This is a genomic window from Streptomyces sp. NBC_00376, assembly GCF_036077095.1.
Lineage (GTDB): Bacteria > Actinomycetota > Actinomycetes > Streptomycetales > Streptomycetaceae > Streptomyces.
The window spans coordinates 2167536-2188296 of the sequence record NZ_CP107960.1; the positions used below are offsets into that span (position 1 = coordinate 2167536).

At 70.9% G+C, this 20761-nt stretch carries 3 protein-coding genes; 1 reads left to right on the forward strand and 2 read right to left on the reverse strand.

Features of this window, described 5'->3' with window-relative positions; all coding sequences use genetic code 11:
- Positions 1-29: 29 nt before the first annotated feature.
- Both OG842_RS09645 and OG842_RS09650 read right to left on the reverse strand, forming a co-directional pair.
- Complete coding sequence (locus OG842_RS09645; protein ID WP_266733495.1) at positions 30-18281, reverse strand: non-ribosomal peptide synthase/polyketide synthase; 18252 nt, start codon at positions 18279-18281, stop codon at positions 30-32.
- A 67-nt stretch (positions 18282-18348) separates the two neighbouring features.
- On the reverse strand, positions 18349-19746 hold the full coding sequence (locus OG842_RS09650) for a serine hydrolase domain-containing protein (protein WP_266729231.1): 1398 nt from the start codon (positions 19744-19746) through the stop codon (positions 18349-18351).
- 231 nt (positions 19747-19977) lie between these two features.
- Here OG842_RS09650 and OG842_RS09655 point away from each other — a divergent pair, with 231 nt between their 5' ends.
- On the forward strand, positions 19978-20751 hold the full coding sequence (locus tag OG842_RS09655) for an ABC transporter ATP-binding protein (RefSeq protein ID WP_266729232.1): 774 nt from the start codon (positions 19978-19980) through the stop codon (positions 20749-20751).
- Positions 20752-20761 lie beyond the last annotated feature (10 nt).

Genomic DNA, 20761 nt, shown 5'->3' on the forward strand with positions numbered 1-20761 from the left:
CCTGTTCCCCTCCTCCGCGACCGGCCGGGTCAGCTCGCGGAGACGATCTCCCGCAGCCCCGCGACGAACCGTTCGGCGAACGCCGCGACCGTCCCGGGGTGGTAGGTGTCCGTCGCGTACATGACCTGGACCTCCAGGCGGCCCCCGGAGACGACCGCCACGACGTCCAGCAGGTGGTGGCGGCGTTCGGTGGCCGGTGCCGTTGGCACGTCGTACGGGACGGGCGCCCCGTAGAAGCCGTCGCCGACCCCCTCGGTGTCGTACTGGCCGAGGTAGTTGAAGCTGACCTGCGGCTCGGGGCCCTCGGCGAGGGTGCCCCTGAGGTGGCGCAGCAGCCCGTAGCCGATGCCGCGCTGTGGCACGGCCCGCAACGCGCGCTTGACCTGGTTGATCTGTGGCCGCCAGTCGGGGCCGGGCGGGGCGGTAAGGCGGACCGGGAACTGCGTGGTGAACCAGCCGACCGTACGGGACAGGTCCACCCCGTCGATGATCTCCTCCCGTCCGTGGCCCTCCAGTTCGACCAGCACACCGTCCTCGCCGGACCACTCGGTGAGCGTCCGGCCGAGGGCCGACAGCAGCACGTCGTTGATCTGCGTGCGGTAGCGGCCCGGAACCTCCTGCAGGAGCCGTCTGGTGGTCTCCGCGTCGAGTCCGGCGCGGGCGACGGCACGGTTGCGGTCCAGGTTGGCGCCGTCGTGGTCGACGGGCAGCCGTCCGCTTCCGCCCTCGGCGAGGGCGTTCCAGTACGGGGCCTCCGTGTCCAGCGCGCCCGATCCGGTGTGGGCGGCCAGCGCCCGGGTCCAGTCGCGGAACGAGGTGGACTTGGCGCCGAGGTCGACCGGGCGCCCGGCCCGCGCCTGGCCGTAGGCGGTCGCCAGGTCGGAGAGCAGGATGCGCCAGGAGACCCCGTCGACCACCAGGTGGTGGACGGTGACGAACAGCCTCGGGAGCCGGTCGCCGTATTCGAGGAGCACGGCCTTGATCAGCGGCCCGTCCACCGGGCTCAGGCTGCCCTGGGCCTCGGCGATCAGCCGGGCCGTCTCCGCCTCGGGGTCGGCCGCCCGCGACACGTCGTGGCAGCTGAGGACGGAGCGGGCTTCGGCGGGCGGGTTGTACTGGTGCCAGCCGGCCGCGCCGCCCGTGCCGTCGTGCACGTACCGCATCCGCAGGGCGTCGTGGTGGTGGAGCAGCGCCGCGAACGCCGTGGCCAGGGCGGGCCGGTCCACCTCGGCGGAACCGAGCTCGACGAAGGTGGCCATGGTCAGGTGCTCCGGCACCGTGAAGGTGTCGAAGAACCAGCGCTGGATGGGGCTCAGCAGCACGTCTCCGCTGACCGGCGGCGCGGCTTGCGGCTCCTGTGCGGCCGGCTCCGCGGCCTCGGTGACCAGCTCCGCGAGCCCGGCCACCGTGGGCGCCTTGAACATCTGCTTCGGGGAGATCGTCAGGCCCTCCTCGCGCACCCGCGAGACCACCTGGATGGTGAGGATGGAGTCGCCGCCCAGATCGAAGAAGTTGTCGTGCACGCCGACCCGGGGCAGGCCCAGGACCGAGGCCCACACCTCGGCCAGGAGCTGTTCGCGCCCGGTGCGCGGGGCGGTGTACTCGGCCGCGGCCAGGGCCTCCGGTTCGGGTGCGGGCAGCGCCTTGCGGTCCACCTTGCCGTTCGCGTTGAGCGGCAGCGCGTCCAGTACGACGAAGGCCGTCGGCATCATGTAGTCCGGCAGGGCGGCGCTCGCGAAGGCCCGCAGTCCCGCCTGGTCCAGGCCGGTGCCGGCCGCGTAGGCGACCAGACGCTTGGTGCCGGGCGTGATCTCGCGTACCGCCACGACGGCCTGGGCCACATCCGGGTGGGAGGCCAGTGCGATCTCGACCTCGCCGAGTTCGATGCGGAAGCCCCGGATCTTGACCTGGTTGTCGGCCCTGCCGACGAAGTCCAGTTGCCCGTCCGGCAGCCAGCGCACGACGTCGCCGGTGCGGTACATCCGGCCCGCCGAGAAGGGGCTGGCCACATAGCGGCCCGCGGTGAGCCCGGGGTGTCCTGCGTAGCCCCGGGTCACGCACTCGCCGGCCAGGTACAGCTCGCCCGCGATGCCGACCGGGACCGGCCGCAGCCAGGAGTCCAGTACGTACGCGCGAGTCTGACCGAGCGGGGTGCCGATCGGCACCGACGGCCTCTGCTCCGCCCAGTCGACCAGGTGGACCGTGGCGAAGATGGTCGTCTCGGTGGGCCCGTACGCGGCCACCAGCTGGACCTCCGGCGCCTCCTCCACCACCCGTTGGAAGTGCCGGGGCGAGAGCACGTCACCGCCGGTCATCACCATGCGCAGGTCGCGCAGCATCGCCACGTCGGCATCGACGACCTCGTGGAAGAGGCCGGTCGTCACCCACAGCACGGTCACCCGGTGGGTCCGCACCAGTGTGCCGAGCTCCTCGACCGACAGCACCCGGGCCGTGGAAATGGCGAGCGCGGCCCCGTTGGCGAAGGCGCTCCAGATCTCCAGCGCGCTCGCGTCGAAGGACAGCGTCGCGGTCTGGCTGATCACGTCGTCCGCGGTGAAGGCGAGACGCGGGTCACGGGCCACGCGCAGTACTCCCGCGTGCGGCACCACGATGCCCTTGGGTCGGCCGGTGGAGCCGGAGGTGTAGAAGACGTAGGCGGCGTTGGCCGGTGTGAGCCGGGTCAGCGGCGGGCCGTCGTGGGCCGCCTCGGCCGTCCGGTCCAGCTCCTCCAGGAGGAGCACCGGTACGGGTGCCTCCGCCACCGCGTCCCGGGTGTCGCCCGCGGCCAGCAGTACCCGGAGCCCGGAGTCGGCCATCATGAACGCCAGCCGGTCCGCGGGGTACTCGGGGTCGAGCGGTACGAAGACCCCGCCCGCCTTGAACACCGCGAGCAGTGTGACGACCGGGGCCGTGCCGCGCGGCAGGCAGACGCCGACCCGGACCTCCGGGCCGACCCCGTGGGCGCGCAGGGCGTGGGCGAGCCTGTCGGCGCGTACGTCCAGTTCCCCGTACGTGAGCCGCTCGCCCTCGCAGACCAGCGCGAGCGCGTCGGGGGTGCGGGTCACTCGGTCGGCGAAGACCTCGGTCAGCACCGCGCCGGCGGGCCCCTCGGCGCCGTCGGTCCAGCCGCCCACGATCTCGGTGTGTTCGGCAACGGTCAGCCTCGGCACGGCACGCAGCGGCGCCTCCGGGTCGGCGGCCATCGCGCCGAGCAGTTCGAGCAGGTGCGCGGAGAGCCGTCGGATCGTGGCCTCGTCGAACAGGTCCGTGTTGTAGACGATGTTGCTGAGCAGCGCCCCGTCGACCTCTCCGAAGTCGAGGGTGAGGTCGAACTGCGCGGTGGTGGACTTCAGGGCCTGGTCCTGCCAGTCCAGGCCGTTCGCGTCCGGTCCGGCGGGGGCGCCGGAGAGCTTCTCGTGGCTGATCGCCACCTGGACCAGTGGGCTGCGGCTGGGGTCGCGTTCGGTGACGACGGCGTCGACGACCCGGTCGAAGGGCACTTCGGCGTGGGCGAAGGCGTCCAGGACCGTGCTGCGGACCCGGTCCAGCAGCGCGGTGGTGCTGTCGCGCTCGTCGATGTGTGTGCGCAGGGCGAGGGTGTTGATGAAGAAGCCGACGACGTCCTTGAGTTCGTCGCGGTCGCGGCCCGAGGTGACGGTGCCGACCACCACGTCCTGCTGCCCGCTGTAGCGGGACAGCAGGACCTGGCCGACTGCCGTGAGGCCCATGAACAGGGTTGCGCCGCGGGCCCGGCAGACCTCGGTGAAGCGGGCGAGCTGTTCGGCCGGGATCACCGTCTGGAAGCTCGCGCCGCGGGTGGTGCGCTCGGCGGGGCGCGGCCGGTCGGTCGGCAGCTCCAGCACCGGGACGTCGGCGAGCTGTGCCCGCCAGTAGCCCAGCCCGTCCTCCAGCGTCCGCGGGGTCAGCCGCTCACGCTGCCAGACCGCGTAGTCCGCGTACTGGACGGGCAGTTCGGCCGGGATCCGGCCTGCGTAGAGCTCGCCGAGCTCACGCTGGATCACCCCGAGGGACCAGCCGTCCATGACGATGTGGTGCATCGAAAGGACGATTACGTGGTCCTCGTCGGCGACCCGGATCAGGGTGGGGCGCAGCAGCGGCCCGGTGCGCAGGTCGAAGGGCTCGCCGAGCAGCCGGTGGACGAGAGCGTCGACCGCGTCGGCGGGGCAGTCCAGCACCGGCAGGTCGACGGGGGCGGGCGGGTGGATCACCTGGACGCCCTGCCCGTCGACGGTGTCGAAGGTGGTGCGCAGCGACTCGTGCCGGGCCACCAGGGACCTCAGCGCGTCGCGCAGCGCCCCGGTGTCGAGCGGCCCGCGCAGCCGGGCGGCCCGGCCCGAGTTGTACTCGGCGCTGGCACTGTCGTGCTCCGCGGCGAACCACATGCGTGCCTGCGGGGAGGAGAGCGGGAGGGCGCCGTCGCGGGGAACCCGCACGATGGCGTCCGGCCCGGCATCCACGTCCTTCGTGCCCGGGCCGGTGCCGGACGCGGCGCCGACGTGCGGGGCGAGGGCGGCGGCCGTCGGGTGGTCGAACAGCTGCCGTACGGAGATCTCCGCGCCGGCCCGGCGCAGCCGCGACACCACCTGGATACTCAGGATGGAGTCGCCGCCCAGCTGGAAGAAGTCGTCCAGGGCGCCGACCCGGTCCAGGCCGAGCACCTTGCCGAAGACCTCGGCGACCAGCTCCTCCTGCGGGGTGCGCGGGGCGGTGTACCGCTCGCCGACGGCCGACAGGTCCGGTGCGGGCAGGGCCCTGCGGTCGAGCTTTCCGTTGGCGTTCAGGGGCAGCGCGTCCAGCACGGTCAGGGTCGCGGGGACCATGTACTCGGGCAGTACGCCGGCCAGCGCGGCCCGTAGTGCGGCCGGGTCCGGGGCCTCACCGCCGGGGACCGGCACGGCGTAGGCGGCGAGCCGCTTCACCCCGGGCTGGTCCTCGCGGGCGATCACGGCGGCCTGTGCGACGCCGGGCAGCCGGGTCAGCACGGCCTCGATCTCGGCGGGTTCGATACGGAAGCCGCGGATCTTGACCTGGTCGTCGCCGCGGCCGGCGTAGTCGAGCACGCCGTCGGACCGCCAGCGCACCACGTCGCCGGTGCGGTAGAGCCGCTCACCGGGGGTGACGGGGTCGGCGACGAACCGCTCGGCGGTCAGCGCGAACCTGTTGTGGTAGCCGCGGGCAACGCCCTGGCCGCCGATGTACAGCTCGCCCCAGACACCGGCCGGGACGGGCCGCAGCCACGGGTCGAGGACCCGGAGGGACTTGCCGGCGACGGGGCGCCCGATGGGAACGGATCCGCCGTCGGGGGCCTGTTCGGCGTCGGAGAACCAGCCGGTGGCGTACACCGTGGCCTCGGTGGGGCCGTAGATGTTCGCGATCACCGCCGCGGGGGCCACCTCGCCGATCCGGTCATGGAGGGCAGTCGGGAATCCTTCGCCCGCGAGCACCACGTGCCCGGCCGAGATGCCGAGGCCGTCCTCGGTGAGGACCGCGCCGAGTGCGGACGGCACCGCCGAGATCAGGCTGCCGGACCAGCCTTCGGGCCGTTCGGCCAGCTCCAGTACGTCGCGCATCACTTCGAGGACGCCTCCTGCGGCGAGGGTGCCGAAGAGTTCGAAGACCGACACGTCGAAGTTGAGCGAGGTCGCGAAACAGGTCCGGGCGAAGACGTCCTCGCCGAGCGAAACGGCCCACTGGACCAGCGAGGACATGGCCTGGTGCGAGACCACCACGCCCTTGGGCCGGCCCGTGGAGCCGGAGGTGTAGATCACATACGCGGCGGCCGCGAGCGGCGGGCGTGGCCACGAGCCGGCCGCCGTGTGGTCGCCGGGCTCCGGGAGCCGGTCCACGGCGAGCAGTTCGGCCTCGCCGGCGAACGGCAGCTCCTGGGCGAGGGCGCTCTCGGTGAGCACCAGCGCGATGCCCGAGTCGGTGGCCATGTGGCGCAGCCGGTCGGCGGGATAGTGCGGGTCCAGCGGCACGTACGCGCTGCCGGACTTGAGCACGGCCAGCACGGCCACGACCAGGTCGGCGGTCCGGGACATCGAGACGCCGATCCTGGTCTCGGGCCCGGCGCCACGGGCGGCGAGCACCGCGGCGAGCCGGTCGGCGCGCTCGTCCAGGGCCGCGTACGTGAGGACCTGTCCGCGGTACTCGACGGCGGGCGCGTCGGGCTGTTCGGCGACCCTCGCCCGGAAGAGGTCGAGGAAGGTGGTGTCCGGGTTCGCCGGGCGGGCTGTCGTCCAGGCAGCCAGCCGGGTGCGCTCCACCGGCGTGAGCCGGGGCAGGGCGGACAGCGGCCGGTCGGGGGCCTCGGTCAGCGCGGCCAGCGTTGCGGACAGATGGGTCGCCAGGACCTGAACGGTCACCTCGTCGAACAGCTCGGGCCGGTAGGTGATGCGCAGGGCGATCTCGGCGGCGGTGCCGCCCATCGCGACCAGGTGCCGACCGGTGTACGCGCTGAGGGTGAGGGGGTAGTTGGTGGCGAGTCCGCCTTCGGTGCCGGTGACGGTGAGGCCGTGCCGGGCGGCGAGCTCGTCGTCGACGGGGTAGTTCTCGAAGACGAGGAGGCTGTCGAACAGGCCGGTCCCGGCGGGGACTTCGGTGACCGCGTTGATCTGACTGAGGGACAGGTACTCGTGGGCGCGGGACTCCCACTGTTCGGCCTGGAGCTGCTGGAGCCACTGGACGACCGGGGTGGCGGGGTCGAGGACCGTGCGTACCGGAACCGTGTTGATGAACAGGCCGATGACGGAGTCGGCGTCGGCCAGGTCGGCCGGGCGCCCGGACGTGGTGGCACCGAAGACGATGTCGTTCCGGCCCGAGCAGGCGGAGAGCAGCAGCGCCCAGGCGCCCTGGATCACCGCGTTCACGGTCAGCCGGTGACGGCGTGCGAACTCACCCACGCGGGAGCCCACTTCGGGGTCGACGGCCACGTCGATGCCGTGCGCGGCCCAGGTCTCCGCGGTCACGGACCGGTCGGTGGGCAGCGGGACGGGAGTGTCGAATCCGGCCAGTACGGTGCGCCAGTGGTCGAGCCCGGCTCCGGTGTCGCGGGAGCCGAGCCACTCCAGGTAGTCCCGGTAGGGGCGGCGGACCTCGGGGCGACCGCCGGCGTACCGGGTGAAGACGTCCTCCAGCAGGCGCGGGGTGCTCCAGCCGTCGAGGAGCAGGTGGTGGAAGGTCCACACCACCTGGATCCGGGACCGGCCGAGGCCGGCCAGGGAGATCCGTGTCAGTGGGGCCGCGTCGAGTGAGATGCCGGCCCGGTCGGCGGCACGGCGCTCGTCGAGGGCGGCGGCACGCTGTTCCTCGTCGAGCCCGCTCCAGTCCGCCGTGTGGACGGGCACGTCGACCCGGTGGTGGACGAGGGCGACAGGCTGGTCGACCGATTCCCAGCAGATGGAGACGCGCAGGGCGTCGGAGGCGTTGACGGCCTCCTGCCAGGCAGCGGCGAGCCGTTGGGGATCGTCGGCACCTTCGAGGACGAAGGACATCTGCTCGACGTACGCCGCATCGCCGGCCGCTTCCAGGGAGTGGAAGAGCATGCCCTGCTGCATGGGCGAGAGCGGGTGCACGTCGGCGATGCCACGCCCGGTGCCGACCACCCGGTCCACCGTGGCCTGGTCCCAGGCGACGAGCGGGAAGTCGGACGGAGTACGACCGCCCGTACCGTCGGTCAGGCAGTACGCCACCGCTTCGGCCAGCGCGTCCCGGTAACGCTCCGCCAACGCGCGTACGGCGTCTGCGGTGTGCAGCGCGGTCGAGTACTGGAGCTGGATCTCCAGCTCGCCGTCCACGACCCGGCCGACGATGTCGAGCACGTGTGGGCGCTCCTCGCGGGGGCTGCGGTCGTTGTCGGCGGGCAACAGACCGGCGAATACGTCCGGGTCGCCCATGCCGTCGAAACGGCCGAGGTAGTTGAAGCTGATCTGTGCGGGGTCCGCGAGGTCGGCGCCGTGCAGATGGCGCAGTGCGCCGAAGCCGATGCCCCGGTCGGGCACGGCCCGCAGCATCTCCTTGGTCGAACGGATCTGCTCCCGCCAGTCCCCGGACGAACCCAGCGCCACCGGATAGATCGACGTGAACCAGCCCACCGTTCGGGACACATCGGCCCCGATCACGGCCTCCTCGCGGCCATGACCCTCCACATCCACCAGGATCCGGTCACGACCGGACCACTCCCCCAGCACCCGGCCCAACGCCGCCAGCAGAACATCATTGACCTGCGTACGGAAGACCGACGGAACCCGCTGGAGCAACGCCTCGGTCTCCGCCCGGGACAGGGCGACCGACACCATCTGCGCCGACCCCACCGTGTTCACACCACCCCGCACCTCCACCAGAGGCCCGGCACCCGCGACCACACCGGACCAGTACTCCGCCTGACCCGAGAAATCATGCGCCGCGAGCCTGGCCGTCCACTCCGGGAACGACAGCGACGTCTCATCCAGCACCACATCCTCACCGGCGGCCAACTGCCGGTACGCAACAGCGATGTCCTCCAGCAGAATCCGCCACGACACACCATCCACCACCATGTGATGCACGGCGATCAGCAACCGGTCCCCGGAAAGCACCACCCGCACCAACGGACCGCCCTCCAGACGGAACCCCTCCTGAACCACACCCCCGACACCACGCTCCACAACAACCCGCACCGGCCCACCGGCACGCTGACACCAGCCCTCCGCAGTCCTGGAGAACCGCACCCACAACCCCTCGTGATGCGACAACACCACCGGGATGGCCGCAGACAGGAGTTCCGTGTCCACGCCCTCGGCCAGTCGGATGTCCATCGACATGCCGAAGTGGTCCGGAGCCACCGGGTGCGTCTCCAGGAACCACTCCTGGATCGGCGAGAGCACCACCGGGCCCGTGACGGCCGGCCCCGCGTCCACGGCCCCGGCCTCCCGGGCCACCGCCGCGACCCCGGCCACGGTCTGCCGGACGAGGACATCCTGCGGCGAGACCACCAGACCCGCCCGCCGCAACCGCGACACGACCTGAATACTCAGGATCGAATCGCCACCCAGCTCGAAGAAATTGTCCAGCACCCCCACCCGGTCGACACCCAACACCTGAGCCCACACCTCGGCCACCACCCGCTCCGCCTCAGTACGCGGAGCGGCATAATCCCGCAACAGCACACTCAGGTCGGGCTCCGGCAGAGCCTTCCTGTCGACCTTGCCGTTCGCCGTGACCGGCAGCTCGGCGAGGACCACGCAGATCGCCGGAACCATGTACTCGGGCAGCGAGCGCCCGACGAACTCCCGCAGCTCGGCGGAGCTCGCGCCCCCGGCCACCACGTACCCGACCAGCCGCTTCACGCCGGGCTGGTCCTCCCGTACGACGACCACGGCCTGCTCCACCTCGGGGTGGCCCGCCAGCGCGCGCTCGACCTCTCCGAGCTCGATGCGGAAGCCACGCACCTTGACCTGGTCGTCGGCGCGCCCCGCGAACTCGATGACGCCACCGGGCAGCCACCGCACCACGTCGCCGGTGCGGTACATCCGCTCACCGGGCCCGCCGAACGGCGACGCCACGAAGCGCTCCGCGGTCAGCCCGTACCTGCCCGCGTAGCCGCGCGCCAGCTGCACGCCGGTGACGTACAGTTCGCCGGCCACACCCTCGGGCACGGGGCGCAGCCAGGGGTCCAGGACATACAGGCCGGTGTTCCACACGGGCCGGCCGATCGGCACGGTCGCCGTGTCGGGCTCGGCCGGGTGGGAGGTGACGTCGACGGCCGCCTCGGCGGGCCCGTACAGGTTGTAGAGCTTCGCCTGGGGCAGTACGTCGCGGATCTGGTCGCGCAGGGTGCCCTGCAGCATCTCACCGCCGCTGAACACGGTGCGCAGGCCGGTGCAGGCCCTGGTGGCGGGTTCGGCCACCAGGGCGCGCAGCATGGACGGAACGAAGTGGACGGTCGTCACGCCGTGCTCGCGGATCATCCCGGCCAGGTACTGCGGGTCACGGTGGCCGTCCGGGCGGGGCAGTACCAGGGCCGCGCCTGCGATCAGCGGTCCGAAGAACTCCCACACGGCGACGTCGAAGCTCGACGAGGTCTTCTGGAGCACCCGGTCGGCGCCGGTCAGCGGATACACCGACTGCATCCAGAGCAGGCGGTTGGAGATCGACGCGTGGGAGACCAGGACGCCCTTCGGGCGGCCGGTGGAGCCGGAGGTGTAGATCATGTACGCCGCGTGCTGCACCAGGGTCTCGATGTGCGGTGCGGTGGCGGGCTGCGCGGCGGCGTGGCCGGCGCCCGGTGCGAGCACCTCGATGCCGTCGTGCGCCGGGGCCTGTGTGCCGTGGTCGGCGATCAGCAGCCGGGCTCCGGAGTCGCTGAGCATGTACGCGATCCGGTCGGCCGGGTACTCCGGGTCCACGGGGACGTACGCACCGCCGGCCTTGACGACCGCGAGCAGGCTGACGACGAGGTCGATGCCGCGGGGCAGGCTGACCGCCACGACGGTGTCGGGGCGTACGCCGTGCTGCTGGAGGAGGTGGGCGAATCTGTTGGCCCGCTCGTCGAGTTCCCGGTAGGTGAGGACGGTGTCCTCGGTGACGACGGCCGGTGCCTGCGGGGTCAGGGCCGCCTGGGTGGCGAACAGCTCCGGCAGCAGGCGGGGCGGGCAGAACTCGTCCGTGTCGTTCCACTCCCCGCTGAGGGTTGCGGACTCCTCGGTGCTGAGCAGCGGGATCCGGGCGAGCTGCGGCTCGTCGAGCATGGAGCGGAGCAGGGCGGCGAGGCGGCCCGCGATGCCCTGGGCCGTGGTGTCGGCGAAAAGGTGGGGGTCGTACGACATGCGCAGCGTCACACCGGGGTCGGTGTCCCCGACGAGGCGGCCGCCGGTGTAGGCGGTGAGGGAGAGCGGGAAGCTGCTGCCGCCCTCGCCGTAGGTCTCGCGTACGCGCAGCCCGTGCCGGGTGCCCATGTCCTCGTCGACGGGGTAGTTCTCGAAGACGAGGAGGCTGTCGAACAGGCCGGTCCCGGCGGGGACTTCGGTGACCGCGTTGATCTGACTGAGGGACAGGTACTCGTGGGCGCGGGACTCCCACTGTTCGGCCTGGAGCTGCTGGAGCCACTGGACGACCGGGGTGGCGGGGTCGAGGACCGTGCGTACCGGAACCGTGTTGATGAACAGGCCGATGACGGAGTCGGCGTCGGCCAGGTCGGCCGGGCGCCCGGACGTGGTGGCACCGAAGACGATGTCGTTCCGGCCCGAGCAGGCGGAGAGCAGCAGCGCCCAGGCGCCCTGGACCACCGCGTTCACGGTCAGCCGGTGACGGCGCGCGAACTCCCCGATCTCGGTGGGCAGGGTGCCGGGCAGCTCGACCTGGAGGTGCCGGGTGGCCCAGGGCTGGTGCTCGGGCGTCACCGGCCGGTCGGTGGGCAGCGGGACGGGGGTGTCGAATCCGGCCAGTACGGTGCGCCAGTGGTCGAGCCCGGCTTCGGTGTTGCGGGAGCCGAGCCATTCCAGGTAGTCCCGGTAGGGGCGGCGGACCTCGGGGCGACCGCCGGCGTAGCGGGTGAAGACGTCCTCCAGCAGCAGCGGGGTGGACCAGCCGTCGAGCAGGAGGTGGTGGAAGGTGAGGACCACCTGGGCCCGGCCGGCTCCGAGGTCGGCGAGGGACAGGCGCAGCAGTGGGGCCGCGTCGAGTGAGATGCCGGCCCGGTCGGCGGCACGGCGCTCGTCGAGGGCGGCGGCACGCTGTTCCTCGTCGAGCCCGCTCCAGTCGGCGCGGTCGATGGGGACGTCGACCCGGTGGTGAAGCAGCGCGACGGGTTCGTCCACCGATTCCCAGCAGATGGAGACGCGCAGGGCGTCGGAGGCGTTGACGGCCTCCTGCCAGGCAGCGGCGAGCCGGTCGAGGTCGTGCACGCCCTCCAGGACGAAGGACATCTGCTCGACGTACGCCGCATCGCCGGCCGCTTCCAGGGAGTGGAAGAGCATGCCCTGCTGCATGGGCGAGAGCGGGCGGACGTCGGCGATGCCACGGCCGGTGCCGACCACCCGGTCCACCGTGGCCTGGTCCCAGGCGACGAGCGGGAAGTCGGACGGAGTACGACCGCCCGTACCGTCGGTCAGGCAGTACGCCACCGCTTCGGCCAGCGCGTCCCGGTAACGCTCCGCCAACGCCCGCATGTGGGCGTGACCGTGGACGGCGCCGGAGTAGTAGAGGTCCACATGGAGGGAGCCGTCCTGCACTCGGGACACCACGTCCAGGAGGTACGGGCGATCCTCGTCCGGGGCGTGGTCGCCGTCGACCGGGAGCATGCCAGCAAAGACGTCCGGGTCGCTCTCGGCGCCGTAGCGGCCGAGGTAGTTGAAGCTGATCTGTGCGGGGTCCGCGAGGTCGGCGCCGTGCAGATGGCGCAGTGCGCCGAAGCCGATGCCCCGGTCGGGCACGGCCCGCAGCATCTCCTTGGTCGAACGGATCTGCTCCCGCCAGTCCCCGGACGAACCCAGCGCCACCGGATAGATCGACGTGAACCAGCCCACCGTTCGGGACACATCGGCCCCGATCACGGCCTCCTCGCGGCCATGACCCTCCACATCCACCAGGATCCGGTCACGGCCGGACCACTCCCCCAGCACCCGGCCCAACGCCGCCAGCAGAACATCATTGACCTGCGTACGGAAGACCGACGGAACCCGCTGGAGCAACGCCTCGGTCTCCGCCCGGGACAGGGCGACCGACACCATCTGCGCCGACCCCACCGTGTTCACACCACCCCGCACCTCCACCAGAGGCCCGGCACCCGCGACCACACCGGACCAGTACTCCGCCTGACCCGAGAAATCATGCGCCGCGAGCCTGGCCGTCCACTCCGGGAACGACAGCGACGTCTCATCCAGCACCACATCCTCACCGGCGGCCAACTGCCGGTACGCAACAGCGATGTCCTCCAGCAGAATCCGCCACGACACACCATCCACCACCATGTGATGCACGGCGATCAGTAACCGGTCCCCGGAAAGCACCACCCGCACCAACGGACCGCCCTCCAGACGGAACCCCTCCTGAACCACACCCCCGACACCACGCTCCACAACAACCCGCACCGGCCCACCGGCACGCTGACGCCAGCCCTCCGCAGTCCTGGAGAACCGCACCCACAACCCCTCGTGATGCGACAACACCACCGGAACCGCCCGCGCGAGCACCTCCTCGTCGACCCCGCCGGCCAACCTCACATGCATCGACATCCCGAAATGGTCCGGAGCCACCGGGTGTGTCTCCAGGAACCACTCCTGCACCGGCGACAACATCACCGGTCCCTCGACCGTGCCGGTCGTCCCTGCGCCGTCCTGGACCTCGGCCTCCCGGGCCGCCGCCGCGACCCCGGCGACCGTCTGCCGGACGAGGACATCCTGCGGCGAGACCACCAGACCCGCCCGCCGCAACCGCGACACGACCTGAATACTCAGGATCGAATCGCCACCCAGCTCGAAGAAATTGTCCAGCACCCCCACCCGGTCAACACCCAACACCTGAGCCCACACCTCGGCCACCACCCGCTCCGCCTCAGTACGCGGAGCGGCATAATCCCGCAACAGCACACTCCGGTCGGGCTCCGGCAGGGCCCTCCTGTCGACCTTGCCGTTGGCGGTCAGCGGGAAGGTGCCCACGACCACGAAGGCGGTCGGAATCATGTAGTCCGGCAGGGACTTGGCGACGAACTCACGCATCCCGGCATGATCGACCCGGTCACCCACCACATAGCCGACCAGCCGCTTGGCCCCGTTGCGCCCCTCCCGAACCGTCACCACGGCCTGAGTGACATCAGGATGCGCGGCCAGCGCCGACTCGATCTCACCGATCTCGATCCGGAAACCACGCACCTTGACCTGATGGTCGGTACGGCCGACGAACCCGAGCTGCCCGTCCGGCAGCCACCTCACCACGTCGCCGGTGCGGTACATCCGCTCACCGGGCCCGCCGAACGGCGACGCCACGAAGCGCTCCGCGGTCAGCCCGAAGCGTCGTACGTATCCGCGGGCCACTCCGGGTCCGGCGATGTAGAGCTCGCCCGCGACCCCGACCGGCACCGGGCGCAGCCGCGTGTCCAGGACGTACAGCCGTGCGCCCGCGACGGGGCGGCCGATGGGGACGCCGTCGGCGCCGAAGTCGCGTACGGGGTCACCTGCGGTGACGGTCACCGTGGTCTCGGTCGGGCCGTAGACGTTGCGCAGGGTCCGGCCGGGTGCCCAGCGGGCGAGGAACTCCGCCGACATGGCCTCGCCACCGACCAACAGGCCGCGCAGTTCGGGCAGTTCCATGTCCGGCACGCTCTGCAGGGCGGCCGGCGGGATCTCCAGGTGGGTGATCCGCCCCTCGCGCAGGACCCGGCCGAGCGCCTCGCCGGCCAGCGGGCCGGGCTCGGGCAGCACCAAGGTCGCTCCCGCGTGCCACGCGGAGAGTACGTCGGCCATCGCCACGTCGAAGTTGGGCGAGACGGCCTGGAGAAGCCGGGAGCCGATGGTCAGCCCGAGCGCGCGCTGGTGGGCGGCGGCCATCCCGGCCAGGCCGCGGTGGGGGACGAGGACGCCCTTGGGGCGGCCGGTGGAACCGGAGGTGTAGATCATGTACGCGCCGGCGTCCGGGGTGGACGGGGCGGGCAGCTTCGCCGCCGCGGCCGGGAGTTCACCGTCCACCCGCAGGACGGGTACGTCGGCTTCCGGAACGCGGTCCAGGGTGGCGCCGTCGGTGAGGATCAGTGCCATGCCCGCGTCGGCGGCCATGAAACCGAGCCGGTCGGCGGGGTACTGGGGGTCCAGGGGCATGTAGACGCCGCCCGCCCTGGCGACCGCGAGCAGTGCGGTCAGCCAGCGCACCCCACGCGGCAGGCACACGCCGACCACGTCGTCGGTGCCCACCCCCAGGTCGAGCAGGGCGTGGGCGAGGCGGTCGGCACGGGCACCCAGCTCGGCGTAACTGAGGGCGAGTTCGCCCTCGACGACGGCGGTCTGCCGCGGGTCGCGGGCCAGCTGGGCGTCGAAGAGTCCGGCCATGCCGAGGACGTCGGCCGGCTCTGTGTCCGGGGCGTTCCACTCGTCCAGGATCAGGGTCCGCTCGTGGGCGGTCAGCGTGGGCACGGCCGCCGCGACGGGCCGTGCCACGGCCTCGGGCTCGGCCCACTCGGCGAGGACCATGAACACGTGGTCGGCGATGCGGTCCACGGTGGCCGCGTCGAACAGGTCGGTGTTGTAGTTGACCAGGCCGCCGAGCTCGCCGCCGTTCTCCTCGAAGGCGATCAGCAGGTCGAACTGGGCGGCGTCGGTGTCGAGGGGGTGTTCGCTCCAGCGCAGGCCGCCGAAGTCGCCGAGTCCGCCGGGCATGCTCTGCAGCAGCACCATGGCCTGTACAAGGGGGCTGCGGGAGGCGTCACGCTCGGAGACCACGGCGTCGACGACCCGGTCGAAGGGCACGGCGGCGTGGGCGAAGGCGTCCAGGACGGTCTCACGGACGGAGGCGAGCAGTTCGGCACCGGTCGCGGCCTCGTCGATACGGGTCCGCAGGGCGAGCGTGTTGACGAAGAACCCGACCTGGCTCTCCAGCTCCCATTGGCTGCGGCCGGAGTCCGCGGTGCCGACAACCACGTCGTGCTGGCCACTGTGCCGGGACAGCACCAGTTGAACGGCCGCGACCAGGCCCATGAAGAGGGTGACGCCCCGCTCCTCGCACGTCCGGCTGAAGCGGGCCAGGGTGTCGGCCGGGACGACGAACCGGCGGTTGGCACCGTTCGAGGTGCGGACGGCGGGGCGGGGCCGGTCGGTGGGCAGGTCGAGGACGGGGGCGCCGGCCAGCTGCTCACGCCAGTAGGCCAGACCCTCGTCGAGGACCGGACCGGTCAGCGTCCTGCGCTGCCAGACGGCGTAGTCGGCGTACTGGATGGGGAGTTCGGCCGGGATGCGGCCCGCGTACAGCTCACCGAGCTCGCGCAGCAGGACGCCCATGGACCAGCCGTCGGTGACGATGTGGTGCATCGACAGGACCAGAAGGTGCTCGTCCTCGGCCGTCCTGAGCAGCAGTGGACGCAGCAGCGGCCCGGTACTCAGGTCGAAGGGGGTGCCCTGGTGGCCCCGGACGGTGCGGTCGACGTCCTCGGGTGCGCAGTCGGCGGCGGTCAGGATGACGGGGGTGGCGGGGTGGATGACCTGGACGCCCTGCCCGTCGACGGTCGCGAAGGTCGTACGAAGGGACTCGTGCCGCACGACAAGAGCACCGAGAGCCGACTCAAGTGCTGTCACGTCCAACGGACCCCGGATCCGCACAGCACCACCGGTGTTGTACTCGGTCCCCTCCGGATCGATCTCCGCGGCGAACCAGACCCGAGCCTGCGCGAACGACAACGGCACAACCCCACCACGCCCCACAGGCACCAGACCCACCCCACCGGAAACCTGATCACCAACCTGATCGTCAGCCACCCCGGCCGCAGCGGCAACACCCTCCGCAGTACGACAGTCGAACAACACCCGGACCGGAACCACCACACCCGCACGACGCAACCGCGACACAACCTGAACCGCACGAATGGAATCACCACCCAACCCGAAGAAATCATCACGCACACCCACCCGCTCCAACCCCAGCACCTCCGCGAACACCCCAACCACAACCCCCTCACGCACACCACGCGGAGCCACATACTCCCCACCACACAACAACACCGGATCAGGCTCCGGCAACGCCCGACGATCCACCTTCCCGTTCGCCGTCAACGGCAGACCATCCACCACCACACACACCGACGGAACCATGTAATCCGGCAACACCCCCGCAAGAAACCCCCGCAACACCGACCCATCAACACCAACACCAGCCCCAGCCCCAGCCCCAACACGAGCCCCGGCCCCGGTCTCGGCCCCGGCCCCGGACTCCACCACCGCATAAGCAACCAACCGCTTCACACCACCCGCATCACCCCGCACAACAACCACCGCACGCGAAACCCCCGGGAACCCCGCGAGAACCTCCTCCACCTCCCCCAACTCCACCCGGAAACCACGCACCTTCACCTGGTCATCCACCCGACCCACAAAATCCAGCACACCCTCAGCCGTCCACCGCACCAGATCACCCGTCCGGTACATCCGCTCACCCGAACCCCCCGGCAACGCAACAAACCGCCCCGCCGTCATCCCAGCCCGGCCCCCATACCCATGCGCCAACCCAATACCCGACACATACAACTCACCCTCAACACCCACACCCACAGGACACAACCGCTCATCAAGCACCCACACCCCCGTATCCAGCGCCGCACCACCCAAGAACACCGACCCCTCGACCACATGCGAAGTCGCCATGATCGAAACCTCCGTCGGCCCGTACACATTCACCAGCCGAACACCCGGCACCTCGTCCAACACCCGCCGACAATGACGGGACGAAAGCGCATCACCACCCGCCATCACCACACGCACACCACCAAGAACACGCACATCCGCATCCACAACCTCATGGAACAGACCCGCCGTCAACCACATCACACTCACACCATGAACACGAACAAACCCCCCCAACTCCTCCACCGACAACACCCGCTCCACCGACACCGCAAGAGCCGCACCATTCAGCAGCGCACCCCACACCTCCAGAGCACCCGCATCAAAGGACAGAGTGCTCAACTGAGACACCACATCACTCGCACGAACACCGAAATTCGGATCACGCACCACCCGAACAAACCCCTCGTGCGGCAGAACCACACCCTTCGGACGACCCGTCGAACCCGACGTGTAGAACACATACGCCGCACTCTGCGGAAACAGGGTGACCTGCGGCGCGGTGGTGTGCCGGGTATCGAGGCCGAGGTTCTCCCAGCACACCGCCCGGCCGCCGGTGGCGACGACCGTCTCCGCGGTCGCGGCCTCGGCGAGCACCACGTCCGCGCCCGAGTCGGCGACCATGAACTCCAGCCGGTCCAGCGGGTATTCGGGGTCGAGCGGCACCGCTGCCGCACCCGCCTTGAGCACCCCGAGCAGGGCGACGACAGGGCGTATGCCCCGGTTCAGGCAGATACCGACGCGGGATCCGGGCACAACGCCCTCGTCCAGCAGCGCGTGCGCCAGCCGGTTGGCCCGGGCGTCGAGCTCCGCGTACGACACCCGTTCGCCGGCACACACCACGGCGGGCGCGTCCGGTGTGCGCACCACCCATTCGCCGAACACCTCCGGGAGCACCACATTCCCGAAGCCACCACCCTGCGAAGCCAACGACCCCAGCACCCGAACCACTCCCCCATGCATAGAAGTCAAAAAATTCAGACGAAAGAAAAGCGATCCGGACACGGAATTCGCGCTCCGGAAAGAGAAATCAGCCGAGGAGGCCGATTCCCTCCCGCACCTGCAGCCGCCCACCGCTCATATACATTCCGCCGACCTGTCCTGTACGGGAATCCCGCACGAAGCAGTACAGGTCCTTGGATTCGTCGCTGCCGTGTCCGGCCTCGACGGATTCACTCTTCAATCGGAATTCCAGGCCCTGATGGAGTTCCAGCCGGGCCGGCCGCAGCCCGCCGCGGTCCATCAGCAATTCCCCGTGGTCGGCCCGGCGGACGGTGAGGAGGTCCGTGCCGGACCGGTATTCCCCGCACACCTCGGCCGCGGCGGCGTCCAGCGCGGAGCCGGAGAGCGGCCGGCCGAGGTCGGGCGCCTCGGCCCGGCCGACGTCGAAGCCCTTCGCGGCGAGCGCGTCGAAGAAGGCGTGGCCCATCTGGCGGCCGGAGGTGGCATTCGTCATCAGGGCGACCCCGATGCCCCGCCCGGGGTCGAAGCGCAGGGCGCAGCTCGCCCCGCCGGTGTTGCCGTCGTGGCCCAGCCAGCGCCGGCCCGCACCGTCGGTGTGGACGGCGAGGCCCAGGCCCCAGCCGTCCGCCAGTCCGAACGCCGCCGAGCCGGGTACCGGGGTGCGAAGTTCGGCGAGCAGTCCGGGCTCCAGCACCGTGCTGCCGCCGGGCGCGAGATGGACGGCGGCGTAGCGCAGCAGTCCGGTCGCGCTGGACATCAGGGCTCCGGCGGGCACCAGTGCCTTGGGCAGGCCCGGCTCGTCGACCTGCTGCACCGATCCGGTCGGCAGATGCACCGCGTGCTGGCCGGCCACCGGTCCGGGCGCGGCGGCGCCGAGAAATCCGGGCTCGACACCGAGCGGGGTCAGCACGAAGTCCCGTACCGCCTCCCACCAGGTCACTCCGGTCACGGATTCGAGGATCCGGCCGGCCAGTACATAGCCGAGGTTCGCGTACGAGAAGTGTTTGCCGGGCTCGCACACTGCGGGCGCGCCGGCCGACGCGGCGACACAGTCGCGCAGTGCGAGGTCGTCCTCGACGGGCGGCATGTCCGGCAGGCCGGCCGTGTGGCTCAGCAGCCGGCGCGGGGTCGCGGTGTACAGCGGGCTGTCGGGACTCCCGGCCAGTTCGGGCAGCAACGGCCCTACCGGCTCGTCCAGTTCCAGGTCGCCGTCGCTGACGAGCTGTGCCAGCAGCAGTGCGGTCGCGGACTTCGTCACCGAGCCCCACGGGAATACGGTGTCGGCCGTGACCGGCCGGCCCGACCCGTAGGTCTCTTCTCCGTATTCGAAGGAGGAGATCACTCCGCGCTCGTAGACAGCGAATTGCACACCGGGTGCAAGGTATTCGCGGGCGAGCGTATCGAGCAGCCCGGCCACTTCGCCGTGCGCGGGCAGCTCCATGGGAAATTCAGCGGATTCCGTCATCAGGTCCACCCAGGTCAATGAATAAGCGCCAGGCTAGCGACACCTCTATGCAGGGACCAAAGAGCTAAAGCCAGGAGTTAAACGGGCAGGTGGGCAGGTTATCGGACAGCGGACCGAGCAAAACCGGCCATGGTGTAGCTGGCTCCACCTTCATTACGGGATTCAGGGGGTTCGCCGCACATCATCTCTTCCCATAGTCTGATGCCGCTGACGAACGGGAGGGCGAGAAATATGACATCGGTTTGGCGCCGGTCTGCGACGACCGCGGACCAGGCAACGGGGGCCGCGATGCGGCTGGAGTCGGTGAGCAAGGCCTACGGCGATGGTGCAGGCGCGGTCACCGCACTGGACGACGTCTCGTTCGAGGTCCCACGCGGAACGTTCACCGCCGTCATGGGACCGTCCGGCTCGGGCAAGTCCACGTTTCTGCACTGCCTGGCCGGGCTCGACCGACCGACTTCCGGCCGTGTCTATCTGGGCGAAACCGAGTTGGGCGGCCTGAAGGAGTCCGCGCTCACGGCGGTCCGCCGCACGCGGATCGGCTATGTGTTCCAGGCGTACAACCTGATGTCGGCCCTCACGGTGAAGCAGAACGTGACCCTGGTGTCCCGACTGTCCAACTCCCCGGTCGACGAGGCCTGGCTGGCGGAGATTCTGGGGCGTGTGGGCATGGGCGAGCACGCGGACCGGTACCCCAATCAGCTCTCCGGCGGCCAGCAGCAGCGCGTGGCCATCGCCCGTGCGCTGCTGACCCGGCCCGACGCGGTGCTCGCCGATGAGCCGACGGGCGCCCTGGACACCCGCAGCAGCCAGGAGGTCCTGCGGCTGTTCCGCCAGATCGTCGACGAGACCGGCCAGACGGTGCTGATGGTCACGCACGATCCGGTGGCGGCGTCCTACGCCGACTCCGTGGTCTTCCTGGCGGACGGCCGGCTGGCGGGGCAATTACCGCGGCCGACGCCGGACCAGGTGGCCGACCGTATGACCCACTTGGGCAACTGGTAGGGCGGCCGAG

Coding starts and splice junctions, on each gene's coding strand:
- OG842_RS09645 (WP_266733495.1), bottom strand. CDS start 18,281: ATGCATGGGGGAGTGGTTCGGGTGCTGGGGTCGTTGGCTTCGCAGGGT.
- OG842_RS09650 (WP_266729231.1), bottom strand. CDS start 19,746: ATGACGGAATCCGCTGAATTTCCCATGGAGCTGCCCGCGCACGGCGAA.
- OG842_RS09655 (WP_266729232.1), top strand. CDS start 19,978: ATGACATCGGTTTGGCGCCGGTCTGCGACGACCGCGGACCAGGCAACG.